We start from the raw sequence: 17,507 nt of genomic DNA, 5'->3' as shown, positions 1-17,507 counted from the left end.
TAATTGCTAATTGCTAATTGCTAATTGCTAATTGCTAAGGTTATTAACCGGATTTTATGTTATGCACAAAATCTAGCTGTTGAGACATAATATCGAGTTGGCGATCGAGGATTTCTTCTATTGCTAATTCAGATAAATCTTGTTGATCTTCTACACCTATGAAATTCTCTAATGCATCTTTAGAAGCATCCAAAGATTCAACAGAAGAATTTTGTAATTCTATATTTGGGGAGGATGTTTGAGTCTTATTGCGAACCGATAGTTGGCGATCGCGACTATTATCAGGATCGGGTTCAACCCAAAAACGCTGACGTTCAAAAGGATAAGTTGGCAAGGGCAGACGAGAACGCTGCTGATGGCGATAAAATTCCTGCCAATCTACCTCGACTCCAGATCGCCACAACTGCCCCAAACTCTCGAACAACAGCGCCAGATCCGATTGCGGTTGTTGGGGATGACGCAGTGAAGACAACACCACTGGCTTTGACGCTTGAGCCTGTCGTCGCGCCAACGTACTCAAGCTTGTTCCCGCTCCCACCTCCAGCAGAATCTGTCCGGGTGGCTGCATCAACTGCTGCAATCCCTCGGCAAACCGCACGGTGTGCCGCAGATGCTTCACCCAATAACTGGGAGCGGTCGCCATTTCAGTAGCGATCCACGTTCCCGTGACGTTGGAGAGAAACGGGATTTGCGGCACTTGGAGGCGAACTTGTTCGACTCGTTGCCCAAAAGGTGCGAGTACGGCTTCCATCATCGGCGAGTGGAAAGCATGAGAGGTATGCAAGACGCGAGACTCAACCCCTTGGGCGGATAAGTGTTGCTGTAAGCGATCTATTGCTTCTCCAGTGCCAGAAACGACACAAGAACAGGGAGCATTGACGGCTGCTAACGACAGATGTTCGTCCAATAGGGGTAAGACTTGTGCTTCAGCCAGTGGCACGGCAAGCATTTTCCCTGCTGGTAACTGCTGCATTAACTGCCCTCTAGCGACTACTAGCGATAATGCTTCTTCTAGAGAAAACACCCCAGCAATTGTGGCGGCGACATATTCGCCGATGCTGTGACCAATTGCCGCCACCGGACGCACGCCCCATGACATCCATAGTTGCGCTAGGGCATACTCGATCGCAAAAATCGCGGGTTGAGTCAGTGCGGTTTGTTGTAGTTGTGCGGTTGCCGTTGGGATTTGTGACTTGTGGGGGTAGAGAATCGAGCGCAAATCTAGCCCCAGTAGCGGTTGCAGCATCTCGCAGCACTCATCCACCTGCTGGCGGAATCTCGGTTCGGTTTCGTATACTTGCCGTCCCATATTCACGTATTGCGTCCCCTGCCCGGGAAACAGGAACGCTACCGAGGGCTGTTGAGTTGAACCATCGAGGCGAACCACTGGTGCTGGCGCGGTTGAGTTCAAAGCTGTAACTGCATCCTTAGCGTCTCGGACTACGACTGTGCGGCGATAGTCGAATGCCTGACGACCAATTGCCAGAGTGTAAGCCACATCTGCCAAATTGATTTGTGGATGTTGTTCTAGGTAATTAGCTAAATTCGCGCTTGCCTTCTCCAGCGCCGATGCAGTTTTCGCCGACAAACACAGCAAGTGACAAGGACGTTCACCTGTATCCTGAAAATTTTGACTTTTAACTTTTGACTTTTGACTTTCTCTAGGCGCTTCTTCGACAACGACATGAGCATTTGTGCCACCAATGCCAAAGGAACTGACTCCAGCGCGGCGAGGAGTGCCGTTTGTCTTCCATTCCTGTAGCTGAGTGTTGACGTAGAAAGGACTATTGGCGAAGTTAATTTCTGGATTAGCTGTCTCAAAATGCAGGCTAGGCGGAATCTGTTTGTGTTTCAATGCCAAGACTGTTTCAATCAAACTCGCAATACCTGCTGCTGAATTAAGATGTCCGACATGAGTTTTGAGCGAACCGATCGCGCAAAAGTTTTTCTTTTGGGTACTAGCACGAAATACTTTATTCAGCGCCCTAATTTCAATCGGATCGCCTAGAGGCGTACCAGTTCCATGAGCCGCAATATAAGTGATAGTTTCGGGATCGAACTCAGCGATCGCCTGAGCTTCTGCGATCGCGGCTGCTTGTCCATCGACGCTAGGAGCCGTATAACCAACTTTGACACCCCCATCGTTATTAATTGCCGAGCCTTTAATCACGGCGTGAATGCAGTCACCATCAGCGACAGCATCCTCTAATCGCTTCAGGACGACAATCCCCAATCCGTTGCCGAAAATTGTACCTTGGGCTTGAGCATCAAAAGCGCGGCAATGTCCGTCAGGAGAATTCATTCCACCTGATTGATAGAAGTAACCTGTTTTTTGGGGAACCTGAATTGTAATGCCACCAGCCAGCGCCAGATCGCACTCGTAACTTAGCAATCCTCGGCAAGCTAGATGAACTGCTACTAATGATGTAGAACAAGCCGTGCTGACGTTGAGGCTCGGTCCCTTCAAATTCAACTTATAAGAAATTCGTGTCGGTATATAGTCTTTGTCGTTACCAATGCCAATAATTTCTAAATCTAACGATTTCATCAGATCGCGGTTAGGTAACAAATTGTTCAGCAAGTAGCTGCTCAAATTGCTCCCAGCATAAACGCCAGTTAACCCTTTTTCTCCTACGGGATTGTAACCCGCATTTTCTAGCGCTGTCCAAGCACACTCTAAAAACAGACGGTGCTGTGGATCGAGGACTTCCGCTTCCCTGCGCGTGAAGCCGAAGAATTGCGCGTCAAACATGTCAATATCTTCCAGTACAGCCCCAGCTTTAACATAATTGCGATCGCCAAGCAAAACTGGATCTATGCCTGAATCAATCAATTCCTCATCGGTAAAAATTGAAATCGATTCTCGCCCCGCACAAATATTCTGCCAAAACTCATCAATGCTTTTGGCTCCTGGAAAAGAGCCAGCCATACCGATGACAGCTACACCTTTCAAGGAGTTGTCAGTTTCTTCGCTATTCATAGCTCTTTCGTCTCAGCTTCATTAATTGCGTTTGTCCTTCCATGACTTCTTTTTGCTTCTTGGCACGGCTATGAACTTGCTGAAAATCGGAGTTTTCAGTTTGTTCGCGATCGAGCAATTGTGCCAAAGCATTTATAGTTGGATACTCAAACAAGTCAGTTAGTGAAATGTCGCGATCGAATGTTGTTTGTAATTTACTCCGAACTTGAACTGTGAGGAGAGAATCGCCACCAAGGTCGAAGAAATTATCGTGAATCCCTATTTGCTCGAATCCTAAAAGCTCTTGCCAAATTTTCGCCAACTTCTGTTCGATCGCATTTCTAGGAGCGACATAAGCATTTTGTAAATTTGGTTTTGAGTGAAGCGAGGATGAGGTATTGGTGCTTGCGGTATCTTTAACTTGTAAGAGATCGGGATTAATCCATTGCTCAATTCTAGATTGTAGATTTCCAGTCGAGACTACGACTTGTTCGGATGTACTCCAAGACAATATTCGCTGAAATACCTCTATACCCTCAGTCGAACCTATTGCAAACTCCGCCAAACTTGAACTAGTAGTTCTATTTTTCTGCGCTTCTTCAAATTGCCAACCATCCCAATTTACACTCATCCAAGAATCAGAATATCTCTGATTATGCTGACGCACAAAAGTATCTATAAATAGGTTAGCTGCCGCGTAAGGAGTATATCCCAAACCACCTAAAACTGATGATAAAGAAGACATTAACAAACAAAAATCCAGCTTTCTACCCTGCAAGACTTTTTCTAAAACTAATAGTCCATATATCTTCGATTGAAACTGTTGTTCGCAATTAATTTTACTGATGCGATCGAGCGTAGAAAATGAATTACCTTCAGTAATTCCAGCAGCATGAATCACACCATTCAACCGATCGAATTGTGCTTCCGCCCGCTCTATCACAGCTTGCATTTGATCGATATTAGCCACATCGGCAGCAGCTACCATCACCTCTGCGCCCAGTGCTTCTAATTGTTGAATTTTCCGAATTTTGCCACTAATTTCATCATCTTCATCGTGAGTCGCCAGCCATGTTTCCCACTCATCTTTCGCCGGAAAAACCGATCGCCCCGTGAGAATCAACTTCGCTTGGACACTCTGCGCTAAATACTCCGCCAACACCAATCCAATATTGCCGAGACCACCCGTAATCAGATACACTCCCCCCGTTCTGAGTTTGGCTATCTTGTCGCTCGGTTCCGGTAAGCGGACTGGTTCAAAAGTCTGTAGCCAACGCTGTTCCTTTCGATAAGCGATCGCCACATCAGCAAATGTATCTGTCAGTTCCTCCAATAGTCGATCTATTAGCCTCTCTTGCCAACGACCAGCATCAGGAATCATCACATCAATACTGCGACAGCGGATATTGGGATATTCTTGCCCGATGATCTTCACCGCTGCCAATACAGTTGCTTTCTCTGGAGACACAATTTCTTCTGCCGTCACGCCGTGAAGATGGTTAGAGACAACCGCCAATTGCAAGCGATCGCCCAAATTTTGTTTCCCCAATGCTTGAGCGAGAAACAACAAGCTGTAAAATCCCGTTACCTGTGCTGAGTCAACTGTTTGAGCATCCAACGCTATCTGGGTATGGGGTGCGATCGTCCACAGATGAATAATGGAATCTGGAAACTGCTGTCGGGCGTGCAGTGCTTGCAGCAAAGCCTCGTAATCTTGAGGTTGCTGAGGATTTACAGCAAATACATTCTCTTCTAACTGCTCGAATTGAGCGCCAACACACACGGCGATCGCCACTTGCCCTTGTTGCCGTAATCGCTTAACCAACGCTTCACCCAATCCGCACTCGTCAATGAATACTAGGTTGCAAGTCTTGCTTGCAAAATCTTCGCGATCAGGCTGCGGCAATGATACAGATTGCTTCCAGATAGGTAAGTAGAACCAGTCAGCAATATCTGGCTGTTTGGTTAGTGATGATTGAGTCGCACGATTATTCCGTTCCGGTTGTTGAGGCTCAACCCAAAAACGCTGGCGTTCAAAAGGATAAGTTGGCAAGGGCAGACGAGAACGCTGCTGATGGCGATAAAATTCCTGCCAGTCCACCTCGACTCCCTGAAACCACAACTGCCCCAAACTCTCGAACAACAGCATCAGATCCGATTGCGGTTGTTGGGGATGGCGCAGTGAAGACAACACCACTGGCTTTGACACTTGAGCCTGCCGTCGCGCCAACGTACTCAAGCTTGTTCCCGCTCCCACCTCCAGCAGAATCTGTCCGGGTGGCTGCATCAACTGCTGCAATCCCTCGGCAAACCGCACGGTGTGCCGCAGATGCTTCACCCAATAACTGGGAGCGGTCGCCATTTCAGTAGCGATCCACGTTCCCGTGACGTTGGAGAGAAACGGGATTTGCGGCACTTGGAGGCGAACTTGTTCGACTCGTTGCCCAAAAGGTGCGAGTACGGCTTCCATCATCGGCGAGTGGAAAGCATGAGAGGTATGCAAGACGCGAGACTCAACCCCTTGGGCGGATAAGTGTTGCTGTAAGCGATCTATTGCTTCTCCAGTGCCAGAAACGACACAAGAACAGGGAGCATTGACGGCTGCTAACGACAGATGTTCGTCCAATAGGGGTAAGACTTGTGCTTCAGCCAGTGGCACGGCAAGCATTTTCCCTGCTGGTAACTGCTGCATTAACTGCCCTCTAGCGACTACTAGCGATAATGCTTCTTCTAGAGAAAACACCCCAGCAATTGTGGCGGCGACATATTCGCCGATGCTGTGACCAATTGCCGCCACCGGACGCACGCCCCATGACATCCATAGTTGCGCTAGGGCATACTCGATCGCAAAAATCGCGGGTTGAGTCAGTGCGGTTTGTTGTAGTTGTGCGGTTGCCGTTGGGATTTGTGACTTGTGGGGGTAGAGAATCGAGCGCAAATCTAGCCCCAGTAGCGGTTGCAGCATCTCGCAGCACTCATCCACCTGCTGGCGGAATCTCGGTTCGGTTTCGTATACTTGCCGTCCCATATTCACGTATTGCGTCCCCTGCCCGGGAAACAGGAACGCTACCGAGGGCTGTTGAGTTGAACCATCGAGGCGAACCACTGGTGCTGGCGCGGTTGAGTTCAAAGCTGTAACTGCATCCTTAGCGTCTCGGACTACGACTGTGCGGCGATAGTCGAATGCCTGACGACCAATTGCCAGAGTGTAAGCCACATCTGCCAAATTGATTTGTGGATGTTGTTCTAGGTAATTAGCTAAATTCGCGCTTGCCTTCTCCAGCGCCGATGCAGTTTTCGCCGACAAACACAGCAAGTGACAAGGACGTTCACCTGTATCCTGAAAATTTTGACTTTTAACTTTTGACTTTTGACTTTCTCTAGGCGCTTCTTCGACAACGACATGAGCATTTGTGCCACCAATGCCAAAGGAACTGACTCCAGCGCGGCGAGGAGTGCCGTTTGTCTTCCATTCCTGTAGCTGAGTGTTGACGTAGAAAGGACTATTGGCGAAATCTATCTTGGGATTGGGTTGTTCAAAATGTAGACTAGGCGGAATCTGCTTGTGTTTCAATGCTAAAACTGCCTTGATCAAACTCGCCACACCCGCAGCCGCATCCAAATGTCCGAAATTCGTTTTTACCGAACCGATCGCGCAAAAGTTGTGTTGGGTACTCGTAGCAAAAGCTTGTGTTAGGGCTGCAATTTCAATCGGATCGCCTAGAGGTGTTCCCGTGCCGTGGGCTTCTATATAAGTAACTGTCTCTGCTGCAACCCCAGCGATCGCCTGAGCCTCGGCGATCGCGGCTGCTTGTCCATCGACGCTAGGAGCTGTATAACCCACTTTGACAGCCCCATCGTTATTAATTGCCGAGCCTTTAATCACGGCGTGAATGCAGTCACCATCAACGACAGCATCCTCTAATCGCTTCAGGACGACAATCCCCAGTCCGCTACTGCCAATAGTACCTTGAGCTTGAGCGTCAAAAGCGCGACAATGTCCGTCAGAAGAAAGAATCATCCCTTCTTGATACAAATACCCAACCTTTTGCGGAATGCGAATAGAAACGCCACCAGCCAAAGCAATGTCGCACTCGCCGTTTAGTAAACTTTGGCAAGCCAAGTGAACCGCAACCAAAGAAGTAGAACAGGCGGTTTGTACGTTAACGCTCGGTCCTTTCAGGTTGAGCTTGTAAGAAATGCGTGTAGGCAGAAAATCTTTGTCATTAGCGATCGCCAGTTGAAAAGCCGCTGCTAAATCTGGGGAATTCAGGTTGGCATAAAGGTTGTGAAGCAAGTAAGTATTCATGCCAACACCAGCATAAACGCCAATCGAACCACTATAGGTTTTAGCGTCATAACCAGCACTTTCTAGCGCTGTCCAGGCATTCTCTAGAAACAGACGCTGTTGCGGGTCTAAAATCTCAGCTTCTCTGGCGCTAATGTCGAAAAATGCCGCATCAAATAGTTCGATATCCGGTAAAATGCCACCAGCTTTAACATAATTAGGATGACTCAATAAATCAGAGTCTACACCTGAAGACAATAATTCGCGATCGCTAAAAACCGAAATAGATTCTACGCCATCTCTCAGATTCTGCCAAAATGCATCAGGATTATCTGCCCCTGGAAAACGGCATGACATACCAATAATAGCGATATCTGTCTCATTGAGGGAGTCAGGTGAATGCTTACTCATTTCAAACTTCCTCCCCGTTCGTTTGTAGCTCGATGCATTTGTCTGAATTGCCTTTTTTGTTGCCGTGCAGAGGCGCGATCGCTACGAGTTGTAGCGCGGTTTTGACCTAATTGAGAATTCAATTCTTCGCGCGATCGCCGATTTAAATAATTAGCTAAAGCTTTAATAGTGGGATATTTAAACATATCAATTACAGACAGTTCTCGGTCGAACATTTGATTCAATTTCACTTGCACCTTGACCAAAAGTAATGAATGCCCACCTAAGTTAAAGAAATTGTCATCGATTCCTACTTTTTCTAGTTGCAGCATTTCTTGCCACACAGCAGCGATAACTCGCTCGGTTTCGGTTTGGGGCATAACATAAGCTTCCACCAACTCTGGGCGATTTGTTGGTGCAGGCAACGCATGACGGTCTAACTTACCATTGGGAGTCAGCGGCATCGTCTCCAGCATCACAAAAGCTGACGGCAGCAGATAATTAGGTAGTTTTTCCTTGAGAAAACTTTGCAGTTCGTTAGTTGTAAGGATTTGTCCTTGGCTGGGAACAATATACGCTACTAAACGCTTATCCTCTAAATGGTCTTCCCATACGGTGACTGCTATTTCTCTCACCTTTGGATGTTGAGCCAAAATTGCCTCAATTTCTCCTAATTCAACGCGAAAACCACGAATTTTGACTTGACGATCGATCCGTCCCAGAAACTCAATATTTCCATCTGGGAGGTAGCGAGCCAAATCGCCAGTTTTGTAGAGGCGGGAGTCGGGAGTCGTAGGGGCGGGTTTAGCAAAAGATTCACGGCTTACGTCAATAAATCTTGGCTCAAAACCCGCCCGTACAGGGGAGTCGGGGAAGAGAGCTGAGGGAGCTGAGGGAGCTGAGGGAGAAAGAAATTTTGAATTTTGAATTTTGACATTTGACTTTTCCCAAGGATTGGGAATAAATCGCTCTTGGGTTAATTCTGGGCGATTGAGGTAGCCTCGCGCTACGCCAGCGCCGCCGATGTAGAGTTCGCCAGGAATGCCGATGGGGACGGGTTGAAGATATCGATCTAGTACGTAGACCTGGACGTGAGGCATAGGTCGCCCAATCGGTATTTCTCTTGCCTCCTTGGTCAAGGGGAATTGGGGGGATCGCGCGTGGCTGTGTGATAATTTACAAATAGTTGCTTCTACAGTCGTTTCAGTGGGACCGTAGGCGTTGATGAGTTGAGGGCGATCGCCTACATACTCGTACCAAGAACTTAGCTTGTCCGGTAGCGCCCGCTCTCCGCCAAAAATCACTAAGCGCAATGAATCGGGTAATGTCAAATTGGCGTTTGCTAATTCAGTCGTTAACTGATGCCAGTAGGCTGTTGGCAGATCTAACACTGTCAGTCCCCAATCCCAGCACTTTTGCACGAATGTAGCTATGGTCAACATTTCCTCAGTTCGTAGCACCAGTGTTCCGCCACAGCTTAAACAGGGATAGATTTCTTCTGCTGCTACGTCAAAACTCAGAGAAGCAAATTGCAAAACGCGATCGCACTGATCGATCTCATATTCAACAATTGCAGACTTTGTAAAACTAACTAAAGACTGATGTTGAATCGCTACTCCTTTAGGCTTGCCTGTAGAACCTGAAGTATAGATGACGTAAGCCAAGTTTTCTGGCTTAACTTCACTAGCAGGATTTTCTTCACTTTCCTGAGATATTGCTTGCCAATCTGCATCTAAACAGATTGTATGAGCTTGATGCTCGGGAAGATATTCCAATAACTTTTTCTGAGTTAACAGCACCGTTACACCCGAATCGGCTATCATCCAAGCTAAGCGCTCTTGGGGATAGGCTGGATCTAGCGGTACATAAGCTCCACCAGCTTTGAGAATGCCCAAAAGTCCTACAACCATTTCTAGCGATCGCTCGACGCAGATCCCTACCAGGGTTTCTGGTTTCACGCCTAGTTTTTTTAAATATCGTGCCAGCTGGTTAGCTTGTCGATCGAGCTGAAGATAAGTTAGCTGCTTGTCTTCTAACACCACCGCCACAGCATCAGGGGTTCGCTCCACTTGAGCGGCAAACAGTTGGTGAATGCAAATATCTTTTGAATCGTCTGCTGAGGGGCGATTCCACTCTAAGAGCTGCTGCCACTCCCACGAAGTTAATATAGGTAAATCTGAAATACACCGATCGCAATCGGCAACAATCCCTTCTAGTAATGTCTGAAAATGTCCCACCATCCGCGCGATCGTCTCAGCATCAAATAAATCCGTGTTATATTCCAGCCGTCCAATTAACCCCGATTTTGTTTCTGTCAAATCGAGAGTTAAGTCAAACTGTGCCGTAGGACTATCGATCCTTACAGGATGCATGGTTAAATCTGGCAGCTTTATCTCTGCGATCGGCACATTTTGAAAGACAAACATCACCTGGAATAACGGCGAGTAACTCAAATCTCGCTCTAGTGATAATGCTTCTACCAGCTTTTCAAAAGGTAAGTTTTGGTGCGTGTAAGCCCCTAAAGCCACTTCTCGCACTCGTTTTAACAACTCCCGAAAGCTGGGATTGCCAGATAAGTCAGTTCGCAGCACTAACGTATTGACAAAAAAACCAACTAGTGGTTCAGTCTCAGCGCGATCGCGGTTAGCAATCGGCGAACCGACTAGGAGATCGATCGCTCCTGTATAGCGGTGTAATAAGATGTTGAAAGCCGCTAGCAGCGTCATAAATAGGGTAGCTTCTGCCTGCTGGCTGACAGACTTCAACGCTGCGGTCAGAGACGAGGGTAACGTAAAGACTTGCGTTGCCCCTCGGTAGGTCTGGACTGGCGGACGCGGGCGATCGCTAGGGAGTTGCAACACGGTTGGCGCACCGTCCAATTGCTGCTGCCAATAAGACAGCTCAGTTTCCAACACCTCTTTTGGCGATCGCTGGCGTTGCCAAACGGCGAAATCTGCATATTGAATTGGCAGATCGGGCAGTGGTGAGGGTTTACCGCTGGCAAAGGCTGTGTAAAGCGCTTGTAACTCGCGGAAAATTACAGCGAATGTCCAAGCATCCGCGATAATGTGGTGGATGACAACTAGCAGAAAATACTCATTCTGTTCCAATTGCAGTAACTTCCATCGCCACAACGCTCCTTGAGTCAGATCGAAGGTTTGCTCTTGTTCTGCGGTTATCAGGCGCTGCATCTCGACTTCCCGATCTGCTGCAGAGAGCGATCGCAAGTCTACAACTGGGAGCGTAAAATTCCAGCCAGGAGAAATAACTTGAGTTGGTTGCCCATTCGCAATAGCAAAATTAGTCCGCAAGATTTCGTGACGCTGAATAATTTCCCTCAAGCTTTGCTCTAAAGCTGCAACGTCGAGCGTACCTTCAATTTTCAGCGCCCCAGCTAAGTTATAAACTGCATTTTTGTCCCCCATTTGCTCTAGAAACCAAATCCTTTGCTGAGCAAAAGACAAGGGTAAATCTCCATTTCGAGCAGCAGGACAGATCGGCTGAATTTGAGTTTTATGCAAGCATTTCAGAATTTCTGCTTTACGCGATCGCATTTCTGCTAAAAATTCCGGTGTCAGCGTTCCTGACGGAGCGCTATAACGCAATCGTTCGCCATCGAGCCAGATTTTTACATCTAGACTGCGACAGTAGGATAAAAACTCATCAATATTCATAGTTCTCCCTCCTCGCGATCGCCTACCAGAACTGTTTCCAGTCCCAACATTTTCGCGATCGCTTCAGGATATTTTTTCTGCAAGTATGCAGCAAATTCGGCAACAGTTGGCGCTTCAAAAATTGCTGAAATATGCACGATCTGCCCCAGTTGTTTTTGGAACTGGTTGATAAATGTCATCCCATTAATCGATTCACCACCCAAATCGAAAAAGTTATCGTGAATTCCTACTTGCTCGATTCCAAATAGTTGTTGCCAGAGGTTAGCAATTGTTTGTTCCAGGCGATCGCGCGGTGCGACATAGCGATTCGGTAAATTCGGTCTAGAGTATGCCGAGGATAAACCTTCTTGCTTGGGAATATCCGGTTCGCGTAGATGTTTCACTTGAATCGAGCGATCGATCCTGCTTTGTAAATCTCCGGTTGAAACAACTACCTGCTCGAATTCAGCTTGAGATAAAATTCGTTGCAAAGCATCTATACCTTCTTCAGGTGCGATCGCGAATTCAGCCAAACTAGCACTAGTAAAAATATTTTTGTTATTTTTAAACTGCCAGATATCCCAGTTTACACCAATCCAAGGAATAGAATTATTTTGCTTCTGCTGATGGACAAAAGCATCCATAAACAGATTCGCAGCCGCATAAGCAACAGAACCTAAACCGCCTAAAACCGAGGACAAGGAAGACATCAACAAACAAAAATCTAGTTCTCTACCTTGCAAAATTTTTTCTAATACCAATAATCCATAAACTTTCGATTGAAATTGTCGCTCGCAATTGATTTTTTCAATCTTTTCAATAGTATTAAACGCTCTTTCTCCCAAAACTCCAGCAGCATGAATCACACCATTCAACCGACCAAATCGTGACTCTGCTTGAGCGATAACAGCTTGCATTTGATTAATATTAGCCACATCAGCAGCAGCTACCATCACCTCTGCGCCCAGTGCTTCCAATTGTTGAATTTTCCGAATTTTGCCACTAATTTCATCATCTTTATCGTGAGTCGCCAGCCATGTTTCCCATTCATCTTTTACCGGAAAAGCCGATCGCCCCGTCAGAATCAACTTCGCCTTGACACTCTTAGCTAAATACTCCGCCAACACCAATCCAATATTGCCGAGACCACCCGTAATCAGATACACTCCACCCGTTCTGAGGAGTGCAGAAGTATTTGCTTTTGTTAATTCGATCGGTTCAAACGCTTGTACCCAACGCTGCCCCTTTCGATAAGCGATCGCCACATCAGCAGACGCATTTACCCTTAGCGCCCTTCTTTGCGCCTTTGCGCCTAACGCTTCGCTTCGCCTTCGGCTAATGCGTGACACCAAATCTTCTGCTTGACTTGGGATCGACTCCCCCAACAGCCGCTCCACTAGCTTCTCCGCATCAGGAATCATCACATCAATACTGCGACAATTAATATTGGGATATTCTTGCCCGATGATCTTCACCGCCGCCAATACAGTTGCTTTCTCTGGAGACACAATTTCTTCTGCCGTCACGCCGTGAAGATAGTTAGAGACAACCGCCAATTGCAAGCGATCGCCCAAATTTTGTTTCCCTAATGCTTGAGCGAGAAACAGCAAGCTATAGAATCCCCTAACTTGCGATCGCTCAAATATTTCAACATCCAACGCCATCTGGGTATGGGGTGCGATCGTCCACAGATGAATCATTGAATCTGGGAATTGTTGTCGTGCGTGCAGTGCTTGCAGCAAAGCCTCGTAATCTTGGGGTTGTTCTGGATTCAGGCTATAGACACCCTCTTCTAGAAGCCCGAATTGAGAGCCAACGCGCACGGCGATCGCCACTTGCCCTTGTTGCCGTAATCGTTTAACCAACGCTTCACCCAAAGCACACTCGTCAATAAACACAAGAGTGCATGATTGCACCTGCTGCGACTGACGCGACAAGGCGATCGAGCGTTTCCATGTAGGGATGTAAAACCAATCGGTAATATCGGGCTTTTTGCCCAAACTTACTGGGCTGTTACCAGCCGATCGCTCTGGCGGATCGATCCAATAGCGCTGACGCTCGAAGGGATAAGTTGGCAGCGGCAAGCGATCGCGTTTCTCACCGACATATAAACCAGACCAATCGACTTGCACTCCTGTCAACCAAAGCCGTCCTAGCGTATTCAGCAAAAATGTTACGTCCGATTGTTGCTCTTTCGGATGGCGCAGCGAAGTGAACCCAACCCTGCTAGATGCTTGCTGTTTCACTAAAGTGTTTAACGTCCGTCCGGGTCCCACTTCCAGAAAAATCGCCCGCTCGTCTTTTAACAACTCGGCAATTCCCTCAGAAAACTGCACTGACAAGCGCAGGTGTCGCACCCAATAATTAGGATCTGTCGCTGCTTCTGGTGTAATCCAAGTACCTGTAACGTTAGAAATAAAAGGAATTTGGGGAGGAGACAGCTTGACTTTTTGCACCGCAGTCTGAAAAGGTACGGCGATCGCCTCCATCATTTGAGAATGAAAAGCATGGGAAGTATGCAGGCGGCGACAGTCTATCCCTTCTTGTGTCAGTTGGCGTTCCAGTTGCTCTATAGCTTCTACCGAACCCGATACAACGCTTAGAGACGGAGCATTACTTGCTGCCAGAGAAAGAGCGTGATTTAAGCGCGATCGCGCGTCATCCGCCGATAAACTCACGGAGAGCATCGCACCCCTGGGAAGTTGTTGCATTAACTGTCCGCGAGTCGCCACCAATAACAAAGCATCTTCTAAGGAGAAGACTCCAGACAGACACGCTGCTACATATTCGCCAATACTGTGACCGATCGCGGCTTGCGGCTGTACTCCCCACGACATCCACAATTTAGCCAAGGCATACTCAATGACAAACAGTGCTGGTTGGGTAATCGCAGTTTGCTGCAACTGCTGCACTGCTTCTGGATCTGCTGCTGTTGGGTACAAGCAAGAACGCAAGTCGCTCTCCAAATGGGATTGGAGCAGATCGAAACAGCGATCGCACTCTTGCCGAAAGATCGCCTCACTTTGATAGAGTTCCCCAGCCATGTTAATATACTGCGCTCCCTGACCGGGAAACATAAACACGACGGAGCGACTACCCGATTCCTTGACTTGCGTAAAAACTCGTTGCGGTGCGACTGATTCCAACGCTGTGACTGCATCCTCACCGTCTCGTACGACAACCATTCGACGGCGATCGAACGCCCTCCGACCGATCGCCAAAGTATAAGCCACATCCGCCAGATTCACATCTGGATGCTGCTTGAGATAATTCGCTAAATTAACCGTAGCCTTCTCCAGCGCCGATGCAGTTTTAGCCGACAGGACTAATAGTCGATCGCTTCTCCCCTGCTCCTCTGCTCCTAGTCTCCCCTGCTCTTGCACGGGAGCTTCTTCCAAAACAACATGAGCATTCGTACCCCCAACACCAAAAGAACTAACTCCAGCCCGTCGCGGAGTGCCGTTTGCCTTCCATTCCCGTAACTTGGTATTGACATAAAACGGGCTATTTGCAAAATCGATTTGAGGGTTTGGCTGCTCGAAATTGAGGCTAGGAGGTAACAACTTGTGATGGAGGGCTAAAACAGTTTTGATGAAGCCAGTAATTCCAGCCGCCGCATCTAAATGCCCGACATTGGTTTTTACCGAACCGATCGCGCAGTAACCTTTTCTATCGGTACTAGCTCGAAAAGCCCTTGTCATCGCCGCAATTTCAATTGGATCTCCTAAAGCAGTTCCAGTACCGTGAGTTTCCATATAAGAAATTGTTTCTGGCTTCACTTCAGCCACGATCTGAGCTGCTCGAATCACCTTGGCTTGCCCTTCCTCGCTAGGTGCTGTATAACCAACTTTCAAAGCACCATCATTATTAATTGCCGAACCTTTAATAACTGCATAAATATAGTCTCTATCTGCGATCGCATCTTCCAATCGCTTCAGCACGACAACCCCTATCCCATTCCCCCCAATAGTACCATTTGCCCTAGCATCAAAAGCACGGCAATGTCCGTCAGGAGAAACAATTTCAGATGGAGATAGTGTTAATTCATTTTGAGGAACCTTGACAGAAACACCAGCCGCCAAAGCCATTTTACATTCACCGCTCAGTAAACTTTGACAAGCCAAATGAACCGCTACTAAGGAACTAGAACAAGCAGTTTGAATACTAACACTTGGTCCTCTAAGATTTAACTTATAAGAAGCGCGAGTAGGAACGTAATCTTTATCGCTAATAAATAACTCTTGTAAAGAACCAATCGACTCCATCAATCCTTGATGGGGAAACACATTATAGAGGAAGTAAGTACTCCTACTAACTCCTGCATAAATTCCGATTGAACTCTCTTCCGTTTCAGAATCGTAGCCCGCATTTTCCAAAGCTTCCCAAGCACATTCTAAGAATAAGCGGTGCTGCGGGTCCATAGTTTCAGCTTCTCTAGGATTCAAGCCAAAAAACGCGGCATCAAATAACTCTATGTCATTTAATATAGCTCCTGCCTTAATTGGATATTTGGGGCGATCGCAATCATTAGAATTTAAATTGACTTTTTCCCGTTCCAGATCGGAAAAAACTGCAACTGCCTCAACTTTATTCAACAAATTTTGCCAGAATCCCTCAACATTCTTAGCTTCAGGGAAACGTCCCGAAACACCTATAACAGCTACTTCTAATCCATTTTGTTCAAAAGTCATGACAGTTTTATTGATTTTAAAACTCTTGTCGGCTATTCAGTACTTTTCCGCTCGATGTCGAGACAGGCGTGTTTGTTTACGTTCAAATCCTGTGTTAGAAAAGATTCAATCGTCAAACCTCAATTGATTTTTGCAAACGCCGTTTTAACCGATTTTTACCTGCTGTCAATTCTTGCTCTATCTCAACGTCCTGCTCCTGTAAAGCAGGTTTATTTTCTCGATTGAAATGTTTAGCCAAAGTTGCGATCGTTGAATACTTAAATAAATCGATCAATGAGATCGATCTTATCTCATCGGGGAGAAGTTTTTGCAACTTACTGTAAAGTTTTGTTATCAATAATGAATCGCCGCCAATATCAAAAAAGTTATCATTCACTCCTACCTTTTCGAGTTCCAAAACTTCTTGCCAAACAGTAGCTATCTTTTGTTCGATCTCACTCTGAGGCGCTAAATAAGCAGATGCTAACGTTATTGCTTGTTTGGGAAGTGCGCGACGATCTACTTTCCCATTTTCAGATAATGGTAAAGCATCCATTAATGTATATACAGCAGGAACCATATATTCCGGTAATTTTTGCTGTAAATAATTACGTAAAAGACTTGACTGAAATTGCTGAATAGATAATGGTGATTGAGCAACAAATACCTCAAAACCGAGACATTGAGAAACCGATCCTGGCTGAGTTAGAATTACGCTATCTATAAATCCTGACTTAGCCAACATTTGCTGCCATTGCTCTCCAGAAAGTAGCGGATGAACTTGTCTTACCTCATCTTCAAACACATCAAAACCTTGCTGAAGTCCCATATTTAAATCAAAAAACTGTTGAAATTTTGTTTGTTCGATCGCGACTAGTAATCCAGCAGGTGCTAACAAAGAACGAAGATGGTGCAAAGTTTTATCTATGTACCGAGTATCGTGCAGCACGCTTGCTGCGATAACGACATCGAAGCTATGAGGTGCGTAACCCTGTGCTTGAGGGGATTTTTCCAGGTCATACAAATCGTAAGTGACGAATGGATAAGCAGCAAAATTTTTCTTGGCATTTTGCAAGAAATAGTTAGAAATATCGGTATAAACATACGTAGTATCAGGAGGCAAAAGCGGTAATACGTGAACCGTAGTCGTACCGAGTCCTGCACCAACTTCCAGAATTCGCAGCGGCTTTTGGGGCGATCGCATTCGCACCAGTTCTTGTATAACTTCCTTAACGATGCGATTGCAATCAGGAAACATTTTTTGGTAAATCAACGGAATGTCTTCACCAACATAAATCTCTGCTGCTTTGACTTTTTCGGTAATGACATCTGCTAAGTTTTCCGAAGCAAAATCGAGCCAATTACTTTCAAATTCATCAAATAAGAGAACCTGAGATAGTTTTGTCCGACACTCCGCTTGTAGCTCTGATAAATTGACATCAGGTAATCCCGCCGCACTAGCAAACACCTCATCCTCTTGCTGCAACCATCCCGCTTCTACCATTGCCTTTAAAGCTCGATATAACCATCGACGGTAGCGAGGCACA

4 protein-coding genes and 1 pseudogene are annotated in these 17,507 nt (G+C 46.6%); all 5 read right to left on the bottom strand.

Going from position 1 to position 17,507, the window contains the following annotated elements; all coding sequences use genetic code 11:
* Positions 1-43: 43 nt before the first annotated feature.
* Positions 44-2,980 carry a type I polyketide synthase gene (locus N4J56_RS09405; protein WP_317106220.1) on the bottom strand — a complete coding sequence of 979 codons (2,937 nt, stop codon included), beginning with the start codon at positions 2,978-2,980 and terminating at the stop codon, positions 44-46.
* Positions 2,973-7,658, bottom strand: a complete 4,686-nt coding sequence (locus N4J56_RS09400) for an SDR family oxidoreductase (protein ID WP_317106219.1) — start codon at positions 7,656-7,658, stop codon at positions 2,973-2,975. Before N4J56_RS09400 ends, N4J56_RS09405 begins: the two co-directional genes overlap by 8 nt.
* Complete coding sequence (locus N4J56_RS09395) at positions 7,655-11,311, bottom strand: amino acid adenylation domain-containing protein (protein WP_317106218.1); 3,657 nt, start codon at positions 11,309-11,311, stop codon at positions 7,655-7,657. Before N4J56_RS09395 ends, N4J56_RS09400 begins: the two co-directional genes overlap by 4 nt.
* The gene (locus tag N4J56_RS09390) at positions 11,308-15,981 is read right to left on the bottom strand and encodes a type I polyketide synthase (protein WP_317106217.1); all 4,674 of its coding nucleotides are present in this window, start codon (positions 15,979-15,981) and stop codon (positions 11,308-11,310) included. The genes N4J56_RS09395 and N4J56_RS09390 overlap by 4 nt, the downstream gene beginning before the upstream one ends.
* Positions 15,982-16,093: 112 nt before the next feature.
* A pseudogene (locus N4J56_RS40880) lies at positions 16,094-17,173 on the bottom strand (methyltransferase); the annotation flags it as partial.
* Positions 17,174-17,507 lie beyond the last annotated feature (334 nt).

The organism is Chroococcidiopsis sp. SAG 2025, assembly GCF_032860985.1.
Classification (GTDB): domain Bacteria; phylum Cyanobacteriota; class Cyanobacteriia; order Cyanobacteriales; family Chroococcidiopsidaceae; genus Chroococcidiopsis.
Note: the sequence above shows the minus strand (reverse complement) of the source record. Positions and strands in the feature narration are given on the sequence as shown.

Bases quoted from the DNA above. Each gene is read 5' to 3' on its own strand.
- N4J56_RS09405 (WP_317106220.1), bottom strand. From the start codon at position 2,980: ATGAATAGCGAAGAAACTGACAACTCCTTGAAAGGTGTAGCTGTCATC.
- N4J56_RS09400 (WP_317106219.1), bottom strand. From the start codon at position 7,658: ATGAGTAAGCATTCACCTGACTCCCTCAATGAGACAGATATCGCTATT.
- N4J56_RS09395 (WP_317106218.1), bottom strand. From the start codon at position 11,311: ATGAATATTGATGAGTTTTTATCCTACTGTCGCAGTCTAGATGTAAAA.
- N4J56_RS09390 (WP_317106217.1), bottom strand. From the start codon at position 15,981: ATGACTTTTGAACAAAATGGATTAGAAGTAGCTGTTATAGGTGTTTCG.